This is a genomic window from Paenibacillus thermoaerophilus, from assembly GCF_005938195.1.
GTDB lineage: Bacteria > Bacillota > Bacilli > Paenibacillales > Reconciliibacillaceae > Paenibacillus_W > Paenibacillus_W thermoaerophilus.
On the sequence record NZ_VCQZ01000002.1, the window covers coordinates 28196 to 53671 of the forward strand.

The 25476-nt window shown below is 59.6% G+C and carries 21 protein-coding genes; 2 read left to right on the forward strand and 19 right to left on the reverse strand.

Annotated elements, in window-relative coordinates:
• Window positions 1-37: 37 nt before the first annotated feature.
• Window positions 38-1402 (reverse strand): extracellular solute-binding protein, encoded by a 1365-nt coding sequence (locus tag FE781_RS01585; protein WP_170209389.1) that lies wholly within the window; start codon window positions 1400-1402, stop codon window positions 38-40.
• Window positions 1403-1596: 194 nt separating this feature from the next.
• Here FE781_RS01585 and FE781_RS01590 point away from each other — a divergent pair, with 194 nt between their 5' ends.
• Complete coding sequence (locus tag FE781_RS01590; protein ID WP_138787893.1) at window positions 1597-3558, forward strand: hypothetical protein; 1962 nt, start codon at window positions 1597-1599, stop codon at window positions 3556-3558.
• Between the two features lie 138 nt (window positions 3559-3696).
• Here the strand turns inward: FE781_RS01590 and FE781_RS01595 are convergent, their stop codons facing one another.
• The 12 genes from FE781_RS01595 to FE781_RS01650 form a co-directional block, all read right to left on the reverse strand.
• Window positions 3697-5667 (reverse strand): PQQ-binding-like beta-propeller repeat protein, encoded by a 1971-nt coding sequence (locus FE781_RS01595; protein ID WP_138787894.1) that lies wholly within the window; start codon window positions 5665-5667, stop codon window positions 3697-3699.
• Complete coding sequence (locus FE781_RS01600; RefSeq protein WP_138787895.1) at window positions 5664-6548, reverse strand: carbohydrate ABC transporter permease; 885 nt, start codon at window positions 6546-6548, stop codon at window positions 5664-5666. Before FE781_RS01600 ends, FE781_RS01595 begins: the two co-directional genes overlap by 4 nt.
• Window positions 6549-6565: 17 nt before the next feature.
• A complete protein-coding gene (locus FE781_RS01605; protein WP_138787896.1) occupies window positions 6566-7510 on the reverse strand; it encodes an ABC transporter permease in 945 nt (314 codons plus the stop codon).
• A 111-nt stretch (window positions 7511-7621) separates the two neighbouring features.
• Entirely contained in the window at window positions 7622-9241 is a 1620-nt protein-coding gene (locus FE781_RS01610; protein ID WP_138787897.1) for an extracellular solute-binding protein, read from the reverse strand.
• A gap of 242 nt (window positions 9242-9483) precedes the next feature.
• Window positions 9484-10173 (reverse strand): DnaD domain-containing protein, encoded by a 690-nt coding sequence (locus FE781_RS01615; RefSeq protein ID WP_138787898.1) that lies wholly within the window; start codon window positions 10171-10173, stop codon window positions 9484-9486.
• Window positions 10174-10212: 39 nt separating this feature from the next.
• Complete coding sequence (gene asnS / locus FE781_RS01620; RefSeq protein WP_138788100.1) at window positions 10213-11508, reverse strand: asparagine--tRNA ligase; 1296 nt, start codon at window positions 11506-11508, stop codon at window positions 10213-10215.
• 17 nt (window positions 11509-11525) lie between these two features.
• Window positions 11526-12740, reverse strand: a complete 1215-nt coding sequence (locus tag FE781_RS01625) for an acetate kinase (protein WP_138787899.1) — start codon at window positions 12738-12740, stop codon at window positions 11526-11528.
• The gene (locus FE781_RS01630; protein WP_281281862.1) at window positions 12737-13621 is read right to left on the reverse strand and encodes a 3-hydroxyacyl-CoA dehydrogenase family protein; all 885 of its coding nucleotides are present in this window, start codon (window positions 13619-13621) and stop codon (window positions 12737-12739) included. The genes FE781_RS01625 and FE781_RS01630 overlap by 4 nt, the downstream gene beginning before the upstream one ends.
• A 240-nt stretch (window positions 13622-13861) precedes the next feature.
• A complete protein-coding gene (locus tag FE781_RS01635) occupies window positions 13862-15370 on the reverse strand; it encodes an AAA family ATPase (protein WP_138788101.1) in 1509 nt (502 codons plus the stop codon).
• Window positions 15370-15903 (reverse strand): hypothetical protein, encoded by a 534-nt coding sequence (locus tag FE781_RS01640; protein ID WP_138787901.1) that lies wholly within the window; start codon window positions 15901-15903, stop codon window positions 15370-15372. Before FE781_RS01640 ends, FE781_RS01635 begins: the two co-directional genes overlap by 1 nt.
• Window positions 15904-16091: 188 nt before the next feature.
• The gene (locus FE781_RS01645) at window positions 16092-16583 is read right to left on the reverse strand and encodes a cell wall elongation regulator TseB-like domain-containing protein (protein WP_138787902.1); all 492 of its coding nucleotides are present in this window, start codon (window positions 16581-16583) and stop codon (window positions 16092-16094) included.
• A gap of 22 nt (window positions 16584-16605) precedes the next feature.
• Window positions 16606-17898: an amidohydrolase gene (locus FE781_RS01650; RefSeq protein WP_138787903.1), complete on the reverse strand. Its 1293-nt coding sequence runs from the start codon at window positions 17896-17898 to the stop codon at window positions 16606-16608.
• Window positions 17899-18106: 208 nt separating this feature from the next.
• On the opposite strand from FE781_RS01650, the gene FE781_RS01655 reads away from it, so the two are divergent.
• The gene (locus FE781_RS01655; protein ID WP_138788102.1) at window positions 18107-18730 is read left to right on the forward strand and encodes a DUF47 domain-containing protein; all 624 of its coding nucleotides are present in this window, start codon (window positions 18107-18109) and stop codon (window positions 18728-18730) included.
• A gap of 62 nt (window positions 18731-18792) precedes the next feature.
• On the opposite strand, the gene FE781_RS01660 is transcribed toward FE781_RS01655, so the two are convergent.
• From FE781_RS01660 to panB, 6 genes are all read right to left on the reverse strand, one after another.
• Window positions 18793-19413 (reverse strand): redox-sensing transcriptional repressor Rex, encoded by a 621-nt coding sequence (locus FE781_RS01660; RefSeq protein ID WP_246067987.1) that lies wholly within the window; start codon window positions 19411-19413, stop codon window positions 18793-18795.
• Complete coding sequence (gene dinG / locus FE781_RS01665) at window positions 19410-22286, reverse strand: ATP-dependent DNA helicase DinG (protein WP_138787905.1); 2877 nt, start codon at window positions 22284-22286, stop codon at window positions 19410-19412. The genes FE781_RS01660 and dinG overlap by 4 nt, the downstream gene beginning before the upstream one ends.
• Window positions 22287-22337: 51 nt before the next feature.
• Window positions 22338-23018 (reverse strand): tetratricopeptide repeat protein, encoded by a 681-nt coding sequence (locus FE781_RS01670; protein ID WP_138787906.1) that lies wholly within the window; start codon window positions 23016-23018, stop codon window positions 22338-22340.
• 102 nt (window positions 23019-23120) lie between these two features.
• Window positions 23121-23504 (reverse strand): aspartate 1-decarboxylase, encoded by a 384-nt coding sequence (gene panD, locus FE781_RS01675; protein WP_138787907.1) that lies wholly within the window; start codon window positions 23502-23504, stop codon window positions 23121-23123.
• Window positions 23489-24397, reverse strand: a complete 909-nt coding sequence (gene panC, locus FE781_RS01680; RefSeq protein WP_138787908.1) for a pantoate--beta-alanine ligase — start codon at window positions 24395-24397, stop codon at window positions 23489-23491. The genes panD and panC overlap by 16 nt, the downstream gene beginning before the upstream one ends.
• Entirely contained in the window at window positions 24394-25284 is an 891-nt protein-coding gene (gene panB / locus FE781_RS01685) for a 3-methyl-2-oxobutanoate hydroxymethyltransferase (protein ID WP_138787909.1), read from the reverse strand. Before panB ends, panC begins: the two co-directional genes overlap by 4 nt.
• Window positions 25285-25476 lie beyond the last annotated feature (192 nt).

The window sequence follows — 25476 nt, forward strand, 5'->3', positions numbered from 1 at the left end:
CCATCCTTTTGCGGATGACGGCATTCCGATCCATGCGCTATCGCGTAAGCTGACCGTTGACCAATTCGAGCAAGCCCCGCTCGTCCGCCATTTTGGCGAAGTATTGCTTCAACGCATTTCCGAACAGGATCATCTCCTCGATCTTCAGGTTCAATCGTTCGTACGTCGCATACTTCGGCGCCATTTCCCGATAAAGCTCGAAACGGGACGGCTTGCGTTCGAGCTCCGTCCGCACCGTATCGCCGACCCATTTGTTGGCCGGCAAGCTGAACGTGCGTTTGCGAATAGAGGTCTGGGCCGCCTCCGAGGTCAAATATCGGACAAGCAGGCTCGCCGCTTGTTTCCGCTTGGACCGCGAGTTGATCCCGAGCGCCGTGCAGAACAGCAGCGTATCGTTGTTTCGAAAGCGCGGAAGCTGAGCCACGTCAAACTCGAATTCCGCGTCTTTCAGATGGTTTAATCGGAAATAGGTGGTGAGCATAAGCGATATTTTTTGCTGCTTGAACAACTCCTCGGGTTCTTGTCCGCCCGACGACATCGCCAACGGGAAAACCCCGTCTTCATAAATCCGGTCGCGCACCGAACGAAGGACGGCCAGCATGTCCTCGCCGAGCTCCAGCCCGCCGCCGCTGCCGCGTTCGAACCGGGCGTCGTTCTGGATAAAAAAGACCGGCCACCGGTTGGCGGACGCGACCGTAAAAAATATGCCGTAGCGGTCCGGCGACTTTAATTTTCGCGTCAGCTCCCACAAATCGTCCCAGCTCCATCCGCCGTCCGGCTCGAACAGCCGCCTGCTGTGCAGATGCGCTTTGTTGTAGCAGGCAATCAGCGGAGAAAAGATAAACGGCTGAACGTAAAGCCGCCCCTCCCGATCCGCGAACAGCTCGTTCAAGAACGGATACGTGCTTTCCTTGGCCTCCTGCTTTTCCAGAAGCGGCAGGGTGTCCTGCTCGCGAAGCAGCATAAAGTCCATTACATTCACCGCCAAAACGTCCGCGATCCCCAGTTGAAGAAGATCGGTTAACGTTTTGGCGGTCATTCCTCTAAAATCCACCGTCTCCACTTGAATGTCCGGGTGTTGCGCGTGGAATTCCGCGAGCAGCTCGTTTAACAATACTTCCTCGTACAGCGAAGAATAAACGAAAAAGTGTACGGTTTCTTTGCCGGACGGACCCGCCACTTGCGTGCCGACGCGGGGAATTTTGACGATCAGCCCTTCCTTCACCAACTGATCGAGACCCTTGCGCACGGAATTTTTGCTTAATTGGAATCGTTCGATCAGCGCCGACTCCGGCGGAAGAAAATCCCCTTTCGCGTAAACGCCCGAGCTTATCTCCTGTCGCAGCGTATCAAGCATATGCGTGAATTTGGCCTGAAATGTACTGCGGGACGGTTTACCCATCGCCTGCTCTCCCCGTTCTCCGTCATTATGTATCACTGGTACTTCTGTAGTATACATTTTTTCAATCGCTTTGACTATACGTGCGGTTTGAGGTCACAATAGTCCGCTTTTTACTCACATTTTTGATCTGGGCTCACGGATGGAAGGATGATACTTTATTACTTGTAAACGAATACCCAAGAAGGAGCATCGGCATGAGTCCGCTGACAGGAAAACGAGTCGCCGTTATTACGGAAACGGACAGCGACCTGCTGTTCTGCATGAAAACGTTGGATCCCCGCCTGATTGTCGCAAAGCCTTCCGAAGCGTTGGCGATCGACTGGAACGCCGTCGATTCGATCGCCATTCTCGGGGGCGCGGACGCGGAGCCGCTGCTGCTTCCGCCGCCGCTCCGCAATCGGATCGAGCGGGAATGCGCCGCCGGAAAGCGCGTATTCGCCGAGTACACCGGAAGCATCGGCCACGTGTATTTCGAATCGCCCGCCTCCACCCGTTATGCCCGTCTTGCGGTGGTTTCGCCGGACTGGCTGCCCGACGAACCCGTGGGCGCTTTGATCGACGACCAGTGCGGCGAACGCCTTCGCCCCCACGCCTTTACTTGCGCCCCGGTCAAGCCGTTGCTCTCGTATGCGGTCGCCCATGCCCACGATCGAATGGCTCCGGCGGATTTGCACGAAGATGCGGCGTCCCAAGAACGGGCGCTTTGGTTCGAAGCCGAAGGACGTTTGCTTGTCTGCGCGTTCCGGTTGGCGAACTTCGTCCGCGCCCGCCACGCCCCGCACGAGCGGGTCCGCAAGCTGATCGGCTTCATCTTGAACTGGCTGTACGGCGCCGAGACGGATCTGAAGCCGTTCCCCCGCTCTTACCGGGTCGCGTCGGAAACGCGGGGGAACGAACCTGTGACAGAAGCGGATATCCGCAGGACGGCAGACCGCGCCCTCTTATGGATCAGACGTTCCGGCATCCTGCTCCGGGACGGGGCGGACGGCGCCCGGGAAGGACTCGGAACCGAAATAGATTATACCGGCCGCCAAAGAGTAAGCCGGTATCTGCGCGTCGATTGCATCGGCGAATTGGCGTTTCCGTTCTGGCTGCATGGTGTGTTGGCCGGGGACGAAGAAAGCAGACGCATATCCGAAAATTTGGCCGCCTATGTGTTCGATCATTATGTGAACCGGGAGCCCGGCCCGTTATACGGCATGATGCGGTGGACCGATCAAGCGTGGGGAGTCTGTTACCAGGATGACGCGGCGCGGGCGATTTTGCCCCAACTGTTCCGCTGCTTCTATGAAGGAACGGATAACCGGCTGCGCGAATGCGAGGACGTCCTCCAATTTCTCATCCGGACGACGGGGACCGACGGAACCCGTCCGTTCCGCACGGACAACAACAAGCTGACGGCCGAAGAATTGGAGCGGCTGCGGTCGACGCCGGGCAACCTCCCGAGCGCCCACTACAACGCCTATTATTACGCGGCGCTGTGCATCGCTTACCGATTGACAGGACGCGACGAATACAGACGGACGGCTCTTGCGGGGTTAAGCACGATCATGAATGCTTATCCGAACACGAAACGCGAGCAAAGCCAAACCCAGGAGCTGTGCCGGCTTATTCTGCCGCTTAGCTGGCTGTATGCCGTCACCGGCGACGAGCTGCATCTGCAATGGTTGTATCGGGTGGCCCGCGACCTGCAAGCCTTCGCCCATCCGTGCGGCGCCTATCTCGAATGGGACGACGGATATGCCGCGGCGATGCGCCACAAAGCCGGCGCCGGGGAAAGCTCGCTGCTCTGCCGGAACGGGGACCCGGTGGCCGACCTGCTCTACTCCAACAACTGGCTTGCGATCGGGTGGATGCAAGCCTACTTCATCACCGGCGACAGTTGGTTTAAGGAGCGTTGGACGGATACGGCCCGTTTCATGGCCGGCGCCCAGATCGTCAGCGACAATCCCGTGATCGACGGCGCTTGGGCGCGCGCGTTTGATGTGGAGCGGAACGAAGTGTTCGGCTCTCCCGCTGACGCGGGCTGGGGCCCGTGGGCGATCGAATCCGGCTGGACAGTGGCGGAAATCACGAGCGGACTGCTCATGGGATTGCTGGAATCGAAGCTGAAGCCTCTTCACCGGGCGGAACGGTTTTCCTCCTCGTCGAGTTGATTTTTCCCGCGCTGCAAGGGGCCGGCAGATCGGACGCATCCGGCCCCGACAGAGAAAGGCTGTGTGTTTAAGCCCATTCGGCTTAAACGCACAGCCTTTTCCATTCCCGGCGTTTCTCCGCGGCCGCTCGGCGCGCGTTTACGGCAACCGCCGAAGGCGGTACAGCTCGGTCCCGACGGCGTAATATACGGTGCCGTCATCCCCCACCGTCATGACGTGAACCTCGTCGTCAACGAGTTGAACCGTTTGTAGCGTGGACGGATCGACCGCAGTCAACCGGCGTCCCAGCGTCGTATACAGCAGCCCGTCTTTTCCCCATCTCAAGTAAAACGGCCGGAACTTGCTGCTGCGGAATTTGGTTTCGTACACCACCTTGCTTTTGACGATTTCGAGGGTGTCCGGATTCACCGCGATAATCGTGCCGTCCACCGCGGCCCATAACAATCCGTCCGGCCCAAACGAGAGATCGCCGATCATCTCGATCGGCGCGTCCACGCCGGGGATGCTCGGGGTAACTTCCGCCACGATCTCTTCCTTGGCCAGATCGAACACGAACAGCTTCGCTTCCGGTTCCGCAGGCTCGATGCCCAGTCCGCCCGCCCTGGAAGTGCCCCCGTACAGCTTGCCGTCGCGATAGGCCAGTCCGACAACGCTCTGATTGCGGATCAGGTTGCGGTACGTTCGGCAACGGATTTGAACGGCGGTACCGTCCGCCCCCGTGTCCTCCGTCACAATCGAAAGCGCACCCCCAAGCGTTCCGTAGCCGGGGAACGTGCCCACGAACAGCTTCCCATCGCCGCTCGTAATGGCGAAAGGTCGGTCCTGACCGTCTCCGATTTTGACCGCCAACCCCGGGTTTCCTTCGGGGTCCTGGCGATAATCGAACGGCCGGACGGGAACGAACCGGTACATTCCGGCCCCGGGATACGCGCCGATATAAGCCGCGCCTCCCAGGTCGCCGATGCCCTCCGGCTGATGCATGGCCGGATTGCGATAAAGCAAACGGCCGGTTTCCTGCTCATATACGTTCAGCCCCCGTTGATAGCCGCCGGCATACACGCGGCCGTCAAAAGCGTGCAGCGCATTAACGATCACCGGATTCGGCTCGACCTCAAGAGCGACTTCGACAAACCGGGATTCCGCCGGATCGTACAAAAACGATTCGGTGAACGCCCCCGTCCCGGCCAGCACGCAGCGGCCGGCCAGCTCTCCCCGGGCCGGCGTCAGCCACGCGAACGCTCTCGCCTCCAAGCCGGAATAGTTGTCCGGAAAATCCGCGACAAAAAAGCTGTTGTCCGTCTCCAAGTCATACGCGTAAAGCGAGCGTTCCTGCTTGTAGTAGCATAACCGCGGGCCCCGGGGCGACGGGGGCGATATTTTGCCTGCGTTCGGGATCGACCGCAGCAGCTTTCCGGAACGCTCCTCCACGATATGCAGCGTCCGTTCCGCGTACAAAAACAATTTGCCGCCGTATACGGACAGGCCGTGCACGAACCCCTTCCCGCCCGCCTTCGGAATCGGAATCTCGGTTTTCTCCCCCGTCGCCTTGTCCAGCCGGATCAAATGCAGCTTGGGGCCGATTCCCGCATACAGGGCGCTGCCTGCGGCCGCGATTCCTCTGGCGTACCGCATGCCTTCCATCATCGTTCCCATATCGCGGAACGCTCCGGTGTTCATATCGTATTCGAACACTTTGCTTTCCGGATAGGTGGCTCCGTACAGCTTGCCACCCTTTCCTTCCGTCAAATCCCAGACGACGTTGCCGCACGGATTGGCTCCGACCGCCTCCAGCTTCCGCCGATCCGGATCGTACCGGTGCAGCATGCCGTCCGAATCCCCACCGATATACAGGTTGCCGTCGGATGCGGCGGCCATCGCCCAGATGACGTTTGTCCCCGGGACGGGAACGGCGTGCCGCAAAGCTCCCGTGTCCGCATTTAAAGCATACAGGACGGCCGGCGCTCCCGTAATCACTACATATTGAATGTTCTCCCCCCGGCCGTTCCGCGTATAGACGGCGGACTGGGCAAGCGGTACGCGCACCGGACCGCCCCAACGCTCCGGGACGCCGAACCGCTCCCGGTCCAGGTGTGTATGCATACCGCTCATCCTTTCACCGCCCCGACAAGCTGGCCGTGGATGAAATATTTTTGCACGAACGGGTATACGGCTATGATCGGCAGTACGGTCAGCATCAACGCGGCCATCTTCATATTTTCCGGATGGACGATCGGAGCTCCCCCGATCAGGGCGTTCTGCGTCTGTTGGTCGATGAATTGGGACGTGTTGATCAGTATGTCTCTCAGCTGCAGTTGAAGCGTCCACATCTCGCGGTCGCGGATGTAGATCAGCGCGTTGAACCATTCGTTCCAATAAGCGACGGCGCTAAACACGACAAACGCCATCGTCATCGGTAGCACAAGCGGCAGGATGATGTTGAACAAAATGCGCGTTTCGCCCGCCCCGTCGATCTCCGCCGATTCGAGCAACTCCTTGGGCAACTGGTTGATCTGGTTGCGGAAGACGATGATATAAAACGTACTGACGATCTGCGGGAGCACAAGCGCGGCGTACGTGTTCGTCAGCCCCAACTTGTTGACAAGCAGATAAGTCGGAATCAAGCCGCCGCTGAAGTACATCGGGATGATCAAATAAATGAATAGCGCCGATCTTCCCAACAAATGTTTATGCGCCATTGAATATCCCGCCGCGAGCGACACCGTGATGGTCAGCACCGTATTCACGACCGTCAGGCCGACCGTATTGAGGAAGGTTCGCAAAAACTGTTTGCTGTACGCGAGCTCTTTGTAGGCTTCCAAGCTGAACCCTTTCGGCCACAGGTTGACGCTGCCGGTCGCCAGCGCATCGTAGCTGCTGAGCGAAATGGCGATCGCATTGACGAACGGCACGACAATCGAGATTGAAAACAAAAGAAACAAGAAGGCATTAAACACTTGGAACAGTTTGCGGGACACCGAATGAGCGCGCATCGCGGAAGCCTGCCTTTCTAGTAAAGTCCCATACCGACGAGTTTTTTCGAGATCCGGTTCGCCGACACCAGCAGGATGAAGCCGAGCAAGCTTTGCACAACGCCGATCGCGGTCGTCAGGCTGTATTGCGCCTGCTCCAGACCGAGCCGGTATATATAGGTGCTCGTCACGTCGGAGACGTCCAGCACAAGCGAATTTTGCAGCGTAAATATCCGGTCGAAGCCGATGGAGAATAGGTTGGACAGCCGGAGCAGCAGCAGCAGGATAATCATCGGCACCATCGCGGGAAGCGTAATGTGCCAAATCTGCCGGAGACGGCTGGCGCCGTCGATCATCGCGGCCTCGTACAAACTCGTGTCGATGCTCGCGATCACGGCGAAATACAAAATCGCCGACCATCCGACGTTTTTCCATATTTCCGCGAACACGGCGATTCCCCGGAACAGGCCGGGCTCGGTCATGAAAAAAATCGGTTCGACGCCGAACAAACCAAGCAGCTTGTTCACCATGCCGGTTTCCGGCGACAGCATCTGGTAAAACACCCCGGATACGACGACCCAGGATAAAAAGTGCGGCAAATAGGAGATCGTCTGAACGATTTTTTTGAAGCCGGCGTGCACGATTTCGTTGGCCAGCAACGCAAAAACGATCGGTGCGGTAAAGCCGAACACCAGGTCGTAAAAATTGATGATCAGCGTGTTCTTCATCACTTTCCAGAACGCTTCGTCCTGCAGGAAATAAGCGATATGCTTGAAGCCGACCCACGGACTTCCGAAAATCCCGCGGTAAGGCGAAAAATCTTTAAAGGCGATAATGATGCCGTAAAGCGGGATGTAGTGAAACACAAACAGCAGGATTATCGTCGGAGCGAGCAGCAGATAAAGCGAAAACAACGTTTTTTTGTAAATCTGCTTTTTCCGGAGCGAAGTCGTTCTGGCGGCTCGCAGCTGCGTCAAACCCATGGCGGCGCTTCCTCCTTTGTTTGGTCTGCCGGGCCTAAAGAAAACGATGCCCGCAGGCGGGCAGCCGGCGTTTTGCTTCTGGCGGCCTGCCGCGGGCACCTGGGCCCACGATTACCAATCGACTTCCTTCACACCGAATTTTCTCAGTTCGTCTTTATGCTCTTGCATGTAATTCGTGTATTCGTCATAAATAAAGCCGTATTTCTTCGCGAATTCGGCCACTTTTTGGTCGAATTGCTGCATAGTGATGCGGCCCATGATCGCTTCGATGGTCGCCTGCGAAATAAAGTTGTTCGATTCCGCCACCTTTTTGGCCGCTTCGGCGGACAGCTTGACAAAGTTGCCGAGACGGAGTCCGGTATTGTTGGCGTAAGTCTCCCAGTTTTTCAGCCCTTCCATTCTTCTCGCAAATTCGCCTTTGTCCATCACCTGCTCGGCGGCGGCGATGCTGGATTCCAGACGGTCGCTGAAGCCGAATATGAAGCCCAGATGCAGCTTGTAGTATTGGCTCTTGTCGGAAAGGCCTTTGCCTTCGACCGGAATTTTCTTGCCGTCCTTAACGGTGTAGTCTTCGCCTTCCTTGCCCCAGAAAATAAGCTCGTGCAATTCGTCGGATGCAAACGTCTCGATGACCTTCCACGCTTCGTCCGGGTGCTTCGACTGGCTGGAGATATAAATCCCGTGGTCGGTGATCGGGAACCCTTTGTACGGCTGCGCGTATTTCGGATCTTTCAGCACGGACGGATACTGCTTCAGCGCCGGCGCGAGCTGCCATTCCTTGTCCTTGTCCTGAGGCCGTTTTTCCTGGCCGGTTGGGATGAACTGGTCGGCGGAGTTGTATTCGAACATGACGTTTTTGTTCGTCTTCTTCTCTCCGTACTTGACGTTGTCGTTGGTGGCGAATTCCTTGTCGAGAATGCCTTCGTCGTACAGCATCTTCATCGTTTCCACGGCTGCGCGGTATTCCGGCAGTTGGAACGTGCTGATCACCTTGCCGTCCTGAACGCGGTATTGGTAAGGCAGTGCCCCGTACCAGAAGAAAATCGGCAGCCCGCCGAACCCGAGCGCGGTGTCCGTGTTCGCTACCCGGTTGGACAAGACGATGGAGTTCGGCTCGGCCGCGTGCACTTTCCGCATCAGCTCGATCCATTGGTCGACCGTTTCCGGGTATTTGCCTTCGTTGTATTTAACCAGCATGTCGTAACGGACGGCGACGCCCGAGCCCTGCGGAGCGTTTGTGTTGCGCATCGGAATGCGGTAATAATGACCGCTCGCGGACTTGGCCATCTCCATCATTTCCGGCGTAATCACTTTTTGGACGATGGGGGATTTGTCGTAATACGATTTCAAGTCGATAAAAGCGCCCTGGTCCGCGGCTTGGTAAGCCTCGTTCGGATACCAGGTGTGGACGAGATCGGGAAGCGAACCGGAGGACAGCATCAGGTTGAATTTCGTTTTGAAATCCTGGTAGCCCGGCACTTCGAGCTCCAGATCGACACCCGATTTCTCTTTGATAAAGTTCATGTACGGATTGTCGCTCGGGTTCACTCCTTCGGGATGGGCCATTCCCGAGTTGCCCATGAACAGCTTCAGCTTGACCGGCTCCGATGTCTTCTTGCCGCCGGAATCGGACGCCGTTTCCTTCGATCCGTCCGAACAACCCGCGATAGCGGCGCTGGAGACAAGAGCAGCCGTCAGCAAAACGGCCGAGATACGTTTGAATGTGGCCATTTGTTAATCCCCCTTTTATTCGGCTTGCGCTTCTGAACGATTCTGGCGTATGGTTTGGAACCGCATCCCCTTCCGTTTGATGGAACCCTCCCTTTCTAATAACTGGTTGCGTTTTCATTATAAAAAAACAGGCGCCCTCAGCCCTAGTGACTGTTGTGCCCAAAAACGGGATTATTGTGACCAAAATAAAAAAAGCCTGCCGGCCTCAAGCCGACAAGCCTTATGTCCGTTCTGCTCCCCGTTTACCGTCCGCCGCGGAACCGCTGCGCGTATTCGCGGGCCTGTTCGACCGTCCGCACCTGATTGCGGCTCCACTCCAGCAAAATCCGGTCGATATACTTGAAATGCACCTTGCCGGAGAATACCGCTTCCTTCAGAGCGGCCAGAATCAGCTCCTCCGGCAAACGGTCCTTGTCCAGCCACATCGAGATCGTCTCGCACTCCATCGGCGTCAGCGGACGGGCGAATTCCTGCTCGAACACGCTGAAGATGTCCCGGCGTCCGCCGCCGCGTTCCGCCGTTTGGCTCTCCCGCTCCAGCGCCTCAACCTCCGCCGCCAGCTCTTCGGCCCGCAGCGTCGCCAGTTTCGCCCACAGCGGCGTCATGTTGTACACCTCGTACTGCACGTCGGTGACGGGATCGAGCCGTTCGTCTATCTGCACATACCCTTCCTTCAGCAGCCGCTCCAGCGCCGCCATCACCTCGGCGGGTTCCGCGTTCATGCGCTCCAGAAGCTGTTCGGGCGTCGGAAAATCGTTCTGCTCGGCCGTTTTGAACGCCATAATTTGCAGAATGAGCACGACCTCCAGCTCGCTCAGCTTGAGCGGCTTCATGTATTTCAGCAGCAAACCGGGGACCTGTACGGACGTTTCCTGCAACCCGGTGAGCAGTCCGGTCTGCAGCGCGATGTTCGGTTTGGACTTTCGCTCCATATGCCCCTCCTCGAACGATTCGTTAAGCGGCTATACGGATCAGGGATACAGCCGGTACAGCATTCGCGGGAACGCGATCGTCTCGCGCACGTGATCGAGCCCGCAGATCCAGGCGACCACCCTCTCCAATCCGAGTCCGAAGCCGGAATGCGGAACCGTGCCGTACCGGCGCAGATCCATATACCAGCCGTACGCTTCTTCGGACAGCTCGTGTTCGCGGAACCGCTCGGCGAGCAGCTCCGGGTCGTCGATCCGCTGGCTGCCGCCGATAATCTCCCCGTAGCCTTCCGGAGCGATCAGATCCGCGCACAGCACGACTTCCGGACGGTCCGGCTGCGGCTTCATATAGAACGCCTTGATCGCCGTCGGATAATGGGTGATGAATACCGGGCGGTCGAACTTCTCGGCGATCGCCGTCTCATGCGGCGCTCCGAAGTCGTCGCCCCAGGAGAACTCGAACCCCATCTCCCTCAGCATCGTCACGGCTTCGTCGTAGGTGATGCGCGGGAAAGGCGCCTGCACCCGCTCCAGCTTCGACACGTCGCGGCCGAGCGTCTCCAGCTCGCGGCGGCAGTTCGTCAGCACCGATTGGACGATATGCGAGACGAACCGCTCCTGAACGCGCAGGTTCTCCTCGTGGTCGACAAACGCCATCTCCGGCTCGACCATCCAAAATTCGATCAGATGCCGGCGGGTTTTGGACTTCTCCGCCCGGAACGTCGGGCCGAACGAATAGACGCGGCCGAGAGCCATCGCCGCCGCTTCCATATACAACTGGCCGCTTTGCGTCAAATACGCGTCCTCGTCGAAATATTTCGTGTGGAACAGGTTGGTTGTGCCTTCGCAGGAGGACGGCGTCAGGATCGGCGGATCGACCCGCGTAAATCCGTTCGAGTCGAAAAACTCCTGCACGGCCCGGATAATCCGGGCCCGTATGACCATCACGGCGCGCTGGCGCGGGGCGCGCAGCCACAGATGGCGGCGGTCCATCAGAAAGTCGATGCCGTGCTCCTTCGGCGTGATCGGGTAATCCTCGGTGATCTGGATGATCTCCAGCCCCGTCACCGACAGCTCGTAGCCGCCGGGACTGCGCGGGTCCTCGCGCACGACGCCGGTCGCGTACAGCGAGCTCTCCTGGGAGAGCCGGGAAACCGCTTCCCACGTCGCTTCATCGACTTCGTTTTTGACGACGACGCCCTGCACGAAGCCGGTCCCGTCGCGAAGCTGCAAAAACCGGATTTTGCCGCTGGAGCGCTTGTTGTGCAGCCAGCAGCCGATACGCACCGTCTGGCCCGCGTAGTTCCGCAGTTCCCGGATCGTCGTCAATTCCGGCATTCCGGAAGTCATGGCAATCAGCTCCCTTTACCTCGATTTAACGCCAGCCGGTACGTGTCGCGCGCGATGACGAGCTCCTCGTTGGTCGGAATCACAAGCGCTTCCACCGGCGAGCCGTCTTCCGTGATCCGGCGCTCTCCCCGTTCCGGGGAACGGTTGCGTTCACGGTCGAGCCGCAAGCCGAGGAACGTCAGGCCTTCGCACACCGCTTCCCTCAATTGGGGGCTGTTCTCCCCGACGCCCGCCGTAAAGACGACGGCGTCAAGCCCGTTCATCGCCGCGGCGTACGCGCCGATGTACTTGCGCAGCCGGTACGCGTACATGTCGAAGGCGAGCTTCGCGTTTTTGTCACCGTCGTTCATCGCTTCGACGATTTCCCGCATGTCGGCAAGTCCGCCGGACACCGCATACAAACCGCTGTGCTTGTTCAGCATGGAGTTCACTTCGTTGATGGACAGTTCTTCTTTGGCCATCGTATACGACACGATGGCGGGATCGAGATCCCCGCTGCGCGTCCCCATCATCAGCCCTTCCAGCGGCGTCATCCCCATGCTGGTGTCGTACGATTTGCCGTTGAGGACGGCTGTGCAGCTTACTCCGTTGCCGATATGGCAGGTGACCAGCTTGAGGCTTTCCAGCGGCCGGCCGAGCAGAGCCGCCGCCTGATGGCTGACGTACATGTGCGACGTGCCGTGAAAGCCGTACCGGCGTATTTTATGCCGCTTGTATAGAATATTCGGGATCGCGTACAAATAACTCGTCTTCGGCATCGTCTGATGGAACGCCGTATCGAACACAACCGCCTGCATCACGTCCGGCAGGATCGCCTCCACCGCCAATATGCCCATCAGGTGGGCGGGGTTGTGCAGCGGCGCCAGATCGAACAGCTTGCGGATCTCCTGCTTGACCTCCGTCGTCACGACAACCGATTCGGGGAACGACTCGCCGCCGTGCACGACACGGTGTCCGACCGCTTCGATCTCGCTTATATGCGACAGCGATCCGTATTCGGGGTGAACGAGAATGTCCGTAATCCGCTTCAGCGCGGACGTATGATCGAGAATCTCGCAAACCTCCCGAAATTCCGGCTTGCCTTCCGCTTCATGCGTGACGATCGCCGAATCCATGCCGATCCGTTCGACGCGGCCGCGCGCCAGCACCGTCTCCGACTTCATCTGGTAGAGCTGATATTTGATCGAGGAGCTCCCGGCGTTAATGACCAAGACGATCATGAGATGCGGTCACCGTCCTTGTCGTAGCGGAAGAAGCCTTCGCCTGTTTTCACGCCCAGATGGCCGGCCCGGACCATTTTCTTCAGCAGGAAGGACGGCCGGTATTTCAGCTCGCCGTACTCCCGGAACATGCGTTCCAGAGCGAGCAGGACCGAGTCCAGCCCGAAGCGGTCGGCCATCTCCAGCGGCCCGTAATGGAAATCGTAGCCGATGCGCATCGCCGAATCGATGTCCTCCGCGCTGGCGACACCCTCCGAAAGCGCGTGCAACGCTTCGTTGATCAACAGACAGATCAGTCTCGTCGTGACGTAACCCGGCGATTCGTAGACCTTGATGCCCTTCTTCTCCAACACGTTCTCCACGAAGTGCTGCATGGCCGACATCGTTTCCTCGGATGTCTTCAGGCCGCGAACAAGCTCGACGAGATCGATTTTGTTGACCGGATGCAAAAAATGCAGGCCGACCACCCGCTCCGGACGTTTCGTCGTGCCGGCGAGTTCGGTCAGCGACAGGGTCGACGTATTGCTCGCCAGTATCGTGTGAGGCTTGCACAACGCGTCCAGTTTGGCGAACACTTCTTTTTTGGCGTTGAGATCTTCCGTAATCGTCTCGATCACAAGATCGGCTTCGCGAATCGCTTGCCAATCCTCGACTTTATGGATACGGGACAAAATCAGCTTTTTCTCGGAGGCGGTAATCGCCCAGCGCTCCAGCTCCTTGTCCAGCGTGATTTGGATCATTTCCCAGGCATGCTCGAGATTTTCGGCGTTTTTCTCGACCAGCAGAACATCGAGTCCGCGGCTGGCCAGCATGTGGGCGATGCCTTGTCCCATCGTGCCGGCGCCGACGACAGCGACTTTTTTGATGATGAAGTTGTTCAAACTTACCCTACGTCTCCTTCCAACTGCTTGACTGAGGCATACGTAATCAATATACCATATCCGCGGGCCTGCCGACAGGAGCAGTGGCGACAGTTCCTTGACAGAATGCGTCACCTTTCGCCACGATCCCGCCCGAGGGCAACCGGCAGCAAAAAGGGCAGCAAAAAGACCGGGACGTTTCCGTCCCGGTCCGATTGCGGCTCCCATCCGATCGCACCGCGTCCGGCGCGCCGGGACCGGTCAAGCCGCCCCGTCTCCGCTTTCCCGCAGCAGCTCGCGGAACCGGTCGCCGGATAGCACTTCCTCGCGAATCAGCTTGTCGAGCGCATGCTTGAACACATCCCGGCGGGCGTCGAGCGTGCGTCGGGTTTCTTCCATCAGTTGCTCAAGAATCGCGTTGTTCTCCTTCGACCATTCTTCCTTGGTCACGAAATCCCGCTTGACGATGCCGAGACCGGTCAGGCCGGATTCGATCATCATGCCGACGAGATCGGTCGCCTGCTCGAAGTCGTTGCGCGATCCCGTGCTCCGCCCGCCGTAGAACAGCTCTTCCGCCGCGGCGCCGCCGAGCGCGATCATAATCTGCTGCTCGATATACCGCTTCGTGTAGAGGTAATGATCCTGCGCGGGCGAATGCCGGACGTAGCCGAGCGCCTGCCCCCGTGGCCGGAGCGCGACTTGCGAGACGGAGCCCGGGCGGGCGAGCTCGGCCATAATCGCGTGCCCCAGCTCGTGGATCGCGACGCGCTCGCGCTCCTCCTGCGTGCTCTGGCGGTCCGTCTGTTCGCCCATCATCACTTTGTCGATCGCCATGTTCAGATGCTCCGGCCGAATTTTGTCCGCGCCTTCGCGCAGCATATAGATAGCCGCTTCGTTCATGACGCTCTCCAGTTGCGCGCCCGAAAATCCGAACGTTTCCGACGCGACCTGCTCCAGATCGGCTTCGTCCGCAAGCGGTTTGTTTTTGGCGTGCAGACGCAAGATATGCAGCCGGGCCGCCTTGTCCGGCAGGTCGACCGCGATATGGCGGTCGAATCGGCCCGGGCGCAGCAGCGCCGGGTCCAGCATCTCCTTGCGGTTCGTCGCGGCGATGACCAGGATGCGCGGCGTCTCGTTCGGATGCAGGCCGTCCATCTCGGTCAGCAGTTGGTTCAGCGTCTGGTCGTACTCGCGGTTTTGTCCGCCGCTGCGTTTGCCGCCGATGGCGTCGATCTCGTCGATGAAGATGACCGCGCTCGATTTGCCCTGCTTCGCCGCGGCTTCCCGGGCTTCCTTGAACAGCTCGCGCACGCGGCTCGCGCCAACCCCCACATACATCTCGACGAATTCGCTGCCGGAGGCCGACACGAACACCGAATCGGTATAATGCGCCGACGCCTTGGCGAGCAGCGTTTTGCCGGTTCCGGGAGGTCCCTCCAGCAAAATGCCTTTCAGCGGGCGGATGCCGAACCGCCGGATCTCCTCGTGTTTGATGAGAAATTCCAGCGACTCCTGAAGCTCGCGCTTGGCCCGTTCCTGGCCGCCGATCTCGTCGAAGCCGATCGGCGGGGGCGTCCGCCGGGTTTCGGAATGGCGGCCTCCGGTCCGGATTCCCAGACCGGCCATGCCGCGCGAACGGATCGCAACCGCCAGCACCGTCGCCAGTCCGCCCAGCAGCAGCAGCGGCACGATGTTATACCCGATATACAGCAAAAACAGCAGCAGCACCGGGACGGCGCCGATCGCGATTTCCTTGGCGTAATTGCGCATCATCGGCCCCATGCCTCCAGTTGCGCAGGCACGCGCGGAAGCATGACGAATTTGCTGCCGCCGCCGTTCTCGTCGACCAGCGTCACGTATACGTAATCGTCGTCCATCTCGGCGCGGACCGAGATCCCTTTCCCCTCCGCGGCCGCAGCCAGCTTGGCGGGAATATCGGAGAACCGCTTCGTCTCCATCGCCTGAGCGACGTCGAACAGCACCGTCGCCCACCATTGCTCCAGCTTGTCGGATGCCGGGTTATTCACGGTGACCGCCAGCTCGCGGCCGTCGATCTGCTTGCCGCCGTCGCTCCGAAGCTTGGCGACCACTTCCCGCAGCGAAGCCTGCGGGGCCAATTGCAGTTGGACGTTGACGCGATCTCCGCCGACTTTGATATGGGCTTGTTCCACTCCCGGAACGCCGGAAGCGATCGTCTCGAGCGGGGAGACCGTCGCCACGTTGCTGTAGATGGTCCATCCGCCGAACAGCAGCGCCGCCGAGACGGCTGCCGCGGCGGCTATGGGCATCGCTCGCAATTTCATGGATCGTTCCCCTTTCTATTTCAATTCAGTTGGATTTTGGTAAATGCCAATGCGATAAACTTGCGGTCCATAAAAAAACTCCCGGCGCAGGAACGGAATCGCCGATCCTGCTATACCGAGAGTATATCATAATTCGATAGACAAACCCCGATGCAATGTGTGGTAACGCGTCCCGCTCCGGATGCGGATCAGGCTTTCAGCTTTACCGTTTCGAGTAATTCGCCGTCGTTAAACCGATAATAATCGTAATACGTGCGGGTCTGTCCGCTTCCGTCTTCCGCGGTATACAACACTTCCCAGGCGTGCCAGCCGCGGTACATGCCGAGCGATACGCGCCGGATGTCCGCCGACGGCTGCCGCCGGATCGTCTCCGCGCGGACGAAGGACTCCGCGACCCCTTCGTCGGCTCGCGCGAAGCGCACCTCCGAATCCGTCACCCAGGCGTAACCCGGCTGGCCGCTCTCCGTTTTGCCGTGAACGACCATCATCAGCTCCTTGCCGTAGAACGGCACGATTTTTTCCGCCTCGACAAGCGGCGTTTCTTCCAGCGCGCGCCGCTCCGCCGCCGCTTCTTCGGCCCACACGCCCTTCTGGATTTGGCGGTAACCGACAATCGTCAGCACGACGATCAGCAGCACGGCGGCCACGGAAGCCGCCAGCGTCTTGTGCCCCTTTCGCATGGCCGCGACCTCCCGACCTACGTCAGTTGCCGGTCAGCCGCTGATAGCAGGCTTGCGCTTCGCGGCGGATTTTCTCTTCGTCTACGAGCAGGCACTCGCGGTTGCGGACCACCTGGCGCCCCTGCACCCAGACGTCGCGTACGTCGGCGCCCGAACCCGCGTACACGATGTGGGAGATATAATCGGTCTGCGGGTAATAATGCGGCTGCTCCACGTCGATGGAGATCACGTCGGCCTGCATGCCGACTTCCAGCGTGCCGACGTCGTTCAGCCAGATGGAGCGGGCGCCCTCCACTGTGCCGAGCTTTAAGGCTTGCGCCGCGGGCAAGGCCGTCGGGTCGAAGCTGGAGCCTTTGGCGAGCAGCGCGGCGAGGCGGATTTCCTCGAACATGTCCAGGTTGTTGTTGCTGGCGGAGCTGTCGGTCCCGAGCGATACGCGAACGCCGGCTCGCAGCAGGTCCGGTACCCGGGCGATGCCGCTCGCCAGCTTCAGATTGCTGCCCGGGTTATGCGAGACATGCACGCGGTGCTCCGCGAGCAATTCGATCTCTTCGTCGGTCAGATGCACGCCGTGCGCGACGAGACACGGGCGCGAGAACACGCCGAGCTTGGCGAGATGCGCCGGCGGACGCAGGCCGTACTGCTCGACGTTCTGCTCGACTTCCCGGCGGGTCTCCGACATGTGCGTGTGCAGCGGCACGTCCAGATCGTGGGCCGCCTCGACGATGCGCTCGATATAATCGGGCGGGCACGTGTACGGCGAATGCGGCGACAGCATCGTCGTAATCCGCCCGTCGGCCGCCCCCTGCCACGTCCGCGCGAAGCGGATCGCTTCCTCCAGCTTGGCGGTCTGCACGTCGGGCGGACACAGCCCGATGACGCCCCGCGTCAGGCAGCCGCGAATGCCGGATTCGGCCACCGCCTGCGCCACCTCGTCCATATGGTCGTACATGTCGACGAAACACGTCGTGCCGCTCTTGAGCATCTCGACGATGGACAGCAGCGTTCCCCAGCGCACGTCTTCATCGGTAAACTTCGCTTCGTTCGGCCACATTTTCGTCTCCAGCCATACCTGAAGCGCCAGATCGTCGCCGAACCCGCGCAGCAAGGACATCGCGGCATGATTGTGCGTATTGACCAGTCCGGGCATGTACAGCTTGCCCCGGCCGTCCACCCGCTCGCCTGCGTCCCCTTGAGGTCTGTCCTGCCCGATATATGTAATTCGCCCGTTCTCCACGCACATGTAGCCGCGGATGACGGGAGCCGCATCGCTCATCGTCAGAAGCAATCCGTTGTCGATCCACCAACGCGACATCGCAACATCACTCTCCAGATATAAATTGCGCCACTAGACGCTTCCTCCAATGTACATGCCGCCAAGCGGAAAATCAAGCGAATGGGCCGGACATACTAAGGCCATGCGCCTATATGGGGAATATCCGCTGTTGTCAGCAATTTCCTTATATGTTATGGTGGGATTGCGATCCGTCCCGAACCAATACCGATAGATGGAGGGAATCATCATGCTTCCGTTCTCCAAAAAGAACGATGTGGACTTTTTTAATCTGCTGATTCAGTCCGCGGAAAACACCCTGAAGGGCGCCCAATTGTTCCGCAGCGCGATGATGGGCGACCGGCCGCCCGCCACTTATTACGAGCAGCTCAGGGAATTGGAGCATAAGGGCGATTCGATTACCCATCAGATTTACAAAGGGCTGAATCTGGTGTTTATGACTCCGCTCGACCGCGAGGATATTCTGGAAATGGCGGTTAAAGTGGACGATGTGATGGACGGGATGGAAGCGACGATCGCGCGGTTCGATTATATGCAGATCGGATTCTCGAACGGCGTCATGAAGCAGTTCTCCGAAGTGCTGGTCGAATCCTGCGACCATATTCTGCAAGCCTTCAAGCTGCTGTCGAAGAAAAAGTATTTGCAGATCCGGGAGCACACCATTCAGATCAACAGCCTGGAGAACGAAGGAGACCGGCTGATGCGGGAGGGCATCCGGGAAATTTTCAGCAATCCGAAGGACCCCTATCACGATTTCAAGCTGAAGGAGATATACGAGCGGCTGGAGCAGACGACCGACGCCTGCGAGGACGTGGCGGATATACTGGCCAGCGTCGTGCTCAAATACGCTTGACGAAAAAAGGTCCCTCCGACGTTCGGTCGGCGGGACCTCTCCTTGTAATGCGAAAGGATCGATCAGTCTAAATAATAGGCCAAGCTCTGCAAGTCCGCCGTGAAGTCGGCGTGATGCACCCGGACAGACGCGGGAACGCGGATGATGACCGGAGCGAAGTTCAGGATGGCTTCGACCCCCGCCTCCACGAACTGGTTGGCCACCTGCTGGGCTTCTGCAGCCGGGACGGTAATGATCCCGATGCGGACCTTCAGCTCGGCCATCCGGGCCGCCAGCGCTTCCATCGGCTGTACGGTCAGGTTGTTGATCTGCTGCCCGATTTTGTCGGGCGAAGCGTCGAAAACCGCAACGATTTTCATATTGTCGCGGAGATAGGCGTTGTAGTTGCACAGCGCCCGCCCCAGATTGCCCGCTCCGACCAGCGCGACGGGAATGATGCGGTTCAGCTTCAGAATGTTGCGTATTTTCTCGATCAGATACCCGACGTCGTAGCCGATGCCTTTTTTCCCGAATTCTCCGAAGTAGGCCAGATCCTTGCGGATTTGCGCCGGATTCAGATCAAGCCGCTGCCCCAGTTCTTGAGACGATACCGTCGTCACCCCGTTTTTCTCGAGCTCGTTCAAATAACGGAGGTAGATGGGAAGCCGTCTGACGACGGCCTCCGAGATTTTGGGCGACTTCATGGTTGCTGTTCCTCTCCCTTCAACCATTCTTCGATTCTCGGAACCATCTGCTCCAGTCTCATATGCTCGATCTTCGGACCGGGCAGCGAATACAAAAAATGCTTGCCGTAATACGTGTCCAATACGCGCGTATCGTACAGCACGACGATTCCCCGGTCGCTGGCCGTCCGGATGAGCCGGCCGAAGCCTTGCTTGAACCGGATGACCGCTTGCGGCACGGACCATGCCATAAACGGGTTCTGGTTCCGTTTCTTCAGCATCTCCGCTTTCGCCTCAACCACGGGATGGTTGGGCGGCTGGAACGGGAGCCGGACGATCGCGAGACAAGACAACGCGTCTCCCGGGATATCGACGCCTTCCCAGAAGCTGTTCGTGCCGAGCAGCACGCAGCGCTGCTGGGACTGGAACAGCCGCGTCAGCTTGCTTCGGCTGCCGGAGTCGACGCCTTGGCCGAGCACGGTGATGTTGTGCGGGGCCAGACGCTCCTTCAGCTCGGCATGCGTCTGCCGGAGCATGCGGTTGGACGTGAACAGAACCAGCATTCGCCCTTCCGTCGCCACCGCGATCTCCGCCAGCGATTGCACCAGCATCTCCTGAAAGACCGGATCGCCGATCGCTCCCTTGATTTTGGGGAAGTCGCGGGGAATCACGACAAGCGACTGGCGCCGGTACTGGAACGGAGACGGAAGCTGCAGCGTGAGCACCTCGTCGGCGTCCGTCCGCAAGCCCAACTGGTCGCAAGCGAATTGGAACGTCCGGCCGACGGACAAAGTGGCCGACGTCAGCACGACGCTGTCCTTCACCTCGAACACGAGCTTCCGCAGCAGCGAGCTGACGTCAACCGGCGCGGCAGACCAGACAACTGACTTGCTGCGGTAGTTCGGATTGCCCTCCAGCCAATACACGAAATGCTCGTCCTTCATGCTCAGCAGGAAGGCGAGTTCGTCCCGATGCCGGGCGACATCCTTGACCGCCCCCGACAAATCCGTAAGCACGCTGGCAAGCCCCAGACGTTCCTGTTCCTCCTTCAGCTCGGCGGCCAGCCGCTCCAGCTCCGCCGTCGCTTCCTTCAGCCGGGACAATACCGTCTCCGCCGTTTGCGACACCTCGTCCCACAGCGGCGGCAGCTCCTGCGGCTTAAGCCGGAAGACGTATCCGCCGGATTCCCCCGCAAGCGGATCGCCGGCCTGGCTGGCGAGAACCTCGTACAGCCGCTCCGACAGCGCATCCCACTGCTCCTTCGCGTCGACGAGCTTGTTCATCGCCCGTTCCGCAAGCGGAATCCACATTCCCGCCGATTCGTCTCCCGACGACTCCAGTCGGTGGCGCAGCACGGGCAGTTGGCCGGTTCGCGCGTCCTTGTACAGCCACAGCAGGCTGCCGGTCAGGCCCGTGTAGGAGACGGAATGCCCCAGATGCTCGCTCGCCACCGCCTCGAAATGATGCGCCTCGTCAACCACGAGATGCTTGTAGGCCGGCAGGATGCGGTGCTCCGCCTGAACGTCCGTGAACAGCAGCGAGTGGTTCGTGATGATCAGATCCGCTTCCTGCGCGTCGTGCCGGGCCCGATGATAAAAGCAGTTGCGGAACCAGGGACAAGCGCGGTTGAGGCACGAATCCGCGTCGCTGGCCACGCTTCGCCACAGCGTTCGGCCTTTCGGCTGCAGATGCAGCTCCTCCTCGTCCCCGTGCTCCGTCTCTCCCAGCCAGACGATCATCTGGGCGGCCGTAAGCCGCTCCTCATGATCGGAGACGTCCCCGGCGTTCATCCGTTCTTCGAATTTGCGCAGGCACAAGTAGCGGCTGCGCCCCTTCAACACGGCCGCCCGGAACGGAACCGGGAAATGCTCCCGAAGCAACGGCAGATCCCGCTGGCGAAGCTGCTCCTGCAGATTGATCGTATGCGTGCTGACGACCACCTTTACTTGCTCCCGTAAGGCGTAATAGAGCGACGGAATCAGGTAACCGAGCGACTTCCCCGTGCCCGTGCCCGCTTCCACCAGCAGATGTTTGCCGTTCCGGAACGCTTCATGCACGCTTTTCGCCATGATGTTTTGGGATTCCCGCTCCTCGAACGCTTCGAACTTTTCTCTCAGCCGGTCCCGGAACCGGTCGTAAAACGCGCTGAAATCATCCCCCAGCGTCTCGCGGAGCTCGTCGGCATTCGCCTCTTCTTCGTCGCCGGACGCGTCCCAGGGCATGGCTTTCAGCGCAAAATTCCGGTATATCTGCCCGGCGGACGGCTCGGCCTCCGCATGGCCGCGAGCGGCTTCCATCTCCCGTTCCGAAGCGATCTGCTGCAAAAACCAGGCCCAGTCGCTCCGTTCTCCTTCGTACAAAAACGCGAGCCGCTGCACCGTAACCAGAGGCAGTTCGTTCAGCTTCTCCAGGCACTTGATCCACAGTCGGGCCGTCGCATCGGCATCCGAATCCGCATGGTGCGGACGCTCATGCGGCACTCCGAGCTGCGAGCTGGCCATCGACAGCGCCAGGCTGGTGAGCGAGGGAAACAAAATCCGAAGCGCTTCCAACGTGTCGAGACATCTTCCCTGAAACGGAAAATAGCCGTTGTCCGTCAGCGTGCGCTGCAGAAATTTCAGGTCGAAGCCGACGTTGTGGCCGACCAGAATACGGCCGTTCAACAGCGGCAAAATTTCGGCCATCACCAGATCCGCCGTCGGCGCGTCGGCCACGTCTTCGTCGGTAATGCCCGTCAATTGAGAAATAGAAGCAGGTATACTCCGCTCCGGCTGCACGAAGGAAGTATACCTGTCCACAATCTCGTGTCCGTCGACCAGCACGAGACCGACCTGAATGACCCGGTCGTCCGCCTGATCCCCTGTCGTTTCAAAGTCAAGCACGGCATATTTCATCGCGTGACGTTCAGTCCTTTTCGAATCGTCCGCGCGATGGGCTTCGCCCGGTCAGGAAAGACCGATAACCGAAAGCCGGTGGCCGGAGCCCGCTTGCGAGAAGCATTCCAGGTTCGTCAAGGCGTCGCGGTTTGTAGGGTCCGCCTCGTAGGCGAGCTTGAACAGCTCCGCCGCTTTTTCCGGGTACAGCCGTTTGGCCTGAATGCAGCCCATCGCGTTAAACGATATTGACTTGATTTTTGCATGTTCGCTAAAAGATTGCACAAACTGAAACTGGCGGTAGGCGTCCTCGAACCGTTCCGACTTCAGATACCCCATTGCCAGATACAGCCGGGCGAGGATAAAGTCGGGCTGCCGTTCCGCGAGCGGCTCCAGCAGCCGGATGGCTTCGTCGTACATGCGAAGCTGGTAGTAGCCCTGCGCCTGCTCGAACGCGGCATTTTCCCGCGCTTTCAGATGCATGGCGGTCCACTCGTCAAGTTCGTTTCCGTCCGTCTGGGCCGAATGCTTGACGGAATCGCCCTCCGCGGACGACCCGTGCCGCAGCGCCGACAGCCGGCTGATGCGCTCTTCGAACAGCAGCCAGCCTTCGATGCACTGGTCGCTCATCCGCTTCAGCTCCGCCAATTCGCGGTCCAGTTCGTCCAGGCTGTCCGCATGGGCCGGATCGGCATATCGTCTCGCCAGCTCGTCGAGCATCTCGTTCATGACCCCAAATAAGTGCTTAAACATTCCACCTGTCCCCCTCGCGCCATGGGTCGCCTGCGGCGTATCCTCATTGTGCGTCGGCCCCCCATGTTTCATGCAGGGAGGTTTTGTCGAGGGAAACACGCATTACAGCACGGTCGAATGCGGCTCGGCGTTGATGCGGTCGACGACTTTGTTGCCTTCGCCCAAAATCGCGATCCGCGGTTTATGGACGCGGGCTTCCTCGTCCGTCATCATCGCGTACGAGATGATGATGACCGTATCGCCGGGCTGAACGAGTCGGGCGGCGGCGCCGTTCAGGCAGATCACCCCGCTTCCTCTCGGTCCCGGAATCACGTAGGTTTCCAATCGGGCTCCGTTGTTGTTGTCGACGACCTGCACTTTTTCGTTCGGCCAAATATCGACCAGTTCCATCAGATCTTCGTCGATCGTGATGCTGCCGACGTAATTCAGGTTCGCCTCCGTTACGGTCGCCCGGTGAAGCTTCGATTTCATCATGGTGCGGAACATGCGGGTTCCCCCTTTCTGACATGGAACACCCGGTTGTCGATCAATCGGGTTCGTCCGAACCGGACGGCCAGAGCGGCGATATATTCCCCTTCGGCCAGCTCGTCGTCCGCAGGCTCAAGGGTCGGGTAACGCCTGACTTCCACATAATCGATATCGGCGAGCGGAGCGCGCCGAATCTCGTCGGCGAGCCGATTTCTAAGCTCGAAGGCACCGACGCCTTCGGCCAGCCAGCCGTCGATTCGGGACAAGGCTTGCGACAATACGACCGCTTGCGCGCGTTCCTCCGGATTCAGATAGACGTTGCGCGAGCTGAGCGCCAGTCCGTCCGGCTCCCGCAACGTCGGACAAGCCACGATCTCGACCGGGAAGTTGAGGTCGCGCACCATCTGGCGGATCACCGCCACCTGTTGGGCGTCCTTCATCCCGAAGTACGCCCGTTCCGGCGAGACGATATGGAACAGCTTGGACACAACCGTCGCGACGCCGTCGAAGTGCCCCGGACGCGAAGCGCCGCAGAGCGATTCGCTGACACCCGAGACACGGACGATCGTCAGCGAATGTCTCGCCGGCGCCGGATACATCTCCTCGACGCTAGGCAACAACACAAAATCCACGCCGTTCGCTTCGGCTATACGCAGATCGCGTTCTTCGTCGCGCGGATACCGGTCGAAATCTTCGTTGGGTCCGAATTGAATCGGATTGACGAAAATGCTGAGCACGACGATGTCGCATTCCTCGCGCGCCCGCTTCAGCAAGCTCGCATGGCCGTCGTGCAAATATCCCATCGTCGGCACGAGACCGACGGTGATCGGCTCTCCCCGTTCGCGCCAGTTGGCGGAACGGACCTCGTTCAATCGGCGGCGAATGTCCGCGATCGTCCGGCACACGATCATGGCTGCCGTTCCCCCTTCCCTTCGGCCGATGCGGAGGACGAGCCCGATCCGTACAGGACGGCCGGTTCGCGCTGCTCGGTCCGGAACGAATGCTCCGGTCCGGGGAAGCGGCGCTCCCGCACGTCATCGACATAAGAGGAGATGGCGTTCCGGATCGCCGAGCCGATATCGGCGTACGTCTTGACCATCTTTTTCGGCACGCTCGGGGAAGCGTATTGCAGCAGATCGTGGAAGACGAGCACTTGACCGTCGCAGCCCGGACCCGCGCCGATTCCGATCGTCGGGATGCTCAGCCGGCTCGTCACGAGCCTCGCCACGTCCTCCGTCACCAGCTCCAGCACGATCGCGAACGCGCCCGCTTGTTCCAGCGCGAGCGCGTCCTCCAGCAGCCGCTCCGCCTGATTCGCCGTTTTCCCCTGCACGCGATAGCCGCCAATCTGGTGAACCGATTGCGGCGTCAGGCCGATATGGCCGACGACGGGCACCCCCGCCGTGACGATCGCCCGGACCGTGTCCGCGATCTCGCGCCCGCCTTCCAGCTTGACGGCTTTGCAGCCGCCCTCCCGCATCAGTCTGGCGACGCTCGCCAGCGTGAGGTCGAGGCTGCCGTGGTATGTCATAAACGGCATATCCGTCACGATAAACGGACGCTGCGCGCCTCTGCAGACGGCGCGGGTGTGGTAGATCATATCCTCAAGCGTAACCGGAAGCGTCGAATCATATCCAAGGACAACGTTGCCCAAGGAATCCCCCACGAGAATCATATCGACTCCGGCCTCGTCCGCCAGCTTGGCGGACGGATAATCGTATGCCGTGACCATCGTGATCGGCGTTCCGTCGCTTTTCATTTTACGAAGCGTTGCAGTGGTTACCGGTTTGAAACCCATGCGTATTCCCCGCTTTCCATTGTGGATGCTTCCATGAGAAAACCTCTGGCGGGTCTTCCGGCAATCCGCAAGCGACCAGAGGCAGGTTTGATTGCCTTGCCGGCAAGCTTGGGCGGCCGGCTCGACGCCCCCCGCCCTTAGGCTTCCCGAAGCGGCAAAAAAACCTTTTAGTCCCGATGGAGCTAAAAGGTC

What these genes read in the sequence shown, in the direction of transcription:
- FE781_RS01610 (WP_138787897.1), bottom strand. Translation starts at nt 9,241, where the DNA reads ATGGCCACATTCAAACGTATCTCGGCCGTTTTGCTGACGGCTGCTCTT.
- FE781_RS01660 (WP_246067987.1), bottom strand. Translation starts at nt 19,413, where the DNA reads ATGAAGTCGCCCAAAATCTCGGAGGCCGTCGTCAGACGGCTTCCCATC.
- panD (WP_138787907.1), bottom strand. Translation starts at nt 23,504, where the DNA reads ATGTTCCGCACCATGATGAAATCGAAGCTTCACCGGGCGACCGTAACG.
- panC (WP_138787908.1), bottom strand. Translation starts at nt 24,397, where the DNA reads ATGATCGTGTGCCGGACGATCGCGGACATTCGCCGCCGATTGAACGAG.
- FE781_RS01595 (WP_138787894.1), bottom strand. Translation starts at nt 5,667, where the DNA reads ATGAGCGGTATGCATACACACCTGGACCGGGAGCGGTTCGGCGTCCCG.
- panB (WP_138787909.1), bottom strand. Translation starts at nt 25,284, where the DNA reads ATGGGTTTCAAACCGGTAACCACTGCAACGCTTCGTAAAATGAAAAGC.
- FE781_RS01600 (WP_138787895.1), bottom strand. Translation starts at nt 6,548, where the DNA reads ATGCGCGCTCATTCGGTGTCCCGCAAACTGTTCCAAGTGTTTAATGCC.
- FE781_RS01655 (WP_138788102.1), top strand. Translation starts at nt 18,107, where the DNA reads ATGCTTCCGTTCTCCAAAAAGAACGATGTGGACTTTTTTAATCTGCTG.
- FE781_RS01625 (WP_138787899.1), bottom strand. Translation starts at nt 12,740, where the DNA reads ATGATCGTCTTGGTCATTAACGCCGGGAGCTCCTCGATCAAATATCAG.
- FE781_RS01585 (WP_170209389.1), bottom strand. Translation starts at nt 1,402, where the DNA reads ATGGGTAAACCGTCCCGCAGTACATTTCAGGCCAAATTCACGCATATG.
- FE781_RS01635 (WP_138788101.1), bottom strand. Translation starts at nt 15,370, where the DNA reads ATGCGCAATTACGCCAAGGAAATCGCGATCGGCGCCGTCCCGGTGCTG.
- FE781_RS01640 (WP_138787901.1), bottom strand. Translation starts at nt 15,903, where the DNA reads ATGAAATTGCGAGCGATGCCCATAGCCGCCGCGGCAGCCGTCTCGGCG.
- FE781_RS01615 (WP_138787898.1), bottom strand. Translation starts at nt 10,173, where the DNA reads ATGGAGCGAAAGTCCAAACCGAACATCGCGCTGCAGACCGGACTGCTC.
- FE781_RS01670 (WP_138787906.1), bottom strand. Translation starts at nt 23,018, where the DNA reads ATGTTTAAGCACTTATTTGGGGTCATGAACGAGATGCTCGACGAGCTG.
- asnS (WP_138788100.1), bottom strand. Translation starts at nt 11,508, where the DNA reads ATGCCGGAATTGACGACGATCCGGGAACTGCGGAACTACGCGGGCCAG.
- dinG (WP_138787905.1), bottom strand. Translation starts at nt 22,286, where the DNA reads ATGAAATATGCCGTGCTTGACTTTGAAACGACAGGGGATCAGGCGGAC.
- FE781_RS01590 (WP_138787893.1), top strand. Translation starts at nt 1,597, where the DNA reads ATGAGTCCGCTGACAGGAAAACGAGTCGCCGTTATTACGGAAACGGAC.
- FE781_RS01605 (WP_138787896.1), bottom strand. Translation starts at nt 7,510, where the DNA reads ATGGGTTTGACGCAGCTGCGAGCCGCCAGAACGACTTCGCTCCGGAAA.
- FE781_RS01645 (WP_138787902.1), bottom strand. Translation starts at nt 16,583, where the DNA reads ATGCGAAAGGGGCACAAGACGCTGGCGGCTTCCGTGGCCGCCGTGCTG.
- FE781_RS01650 (WP_138787903.1), bottom strand. Translation starts at nt 17,898, where the DNA reads ATGTCGCGTTGGTGGATCGACAACGGATTGCTTCTGACGATGAGCGAT.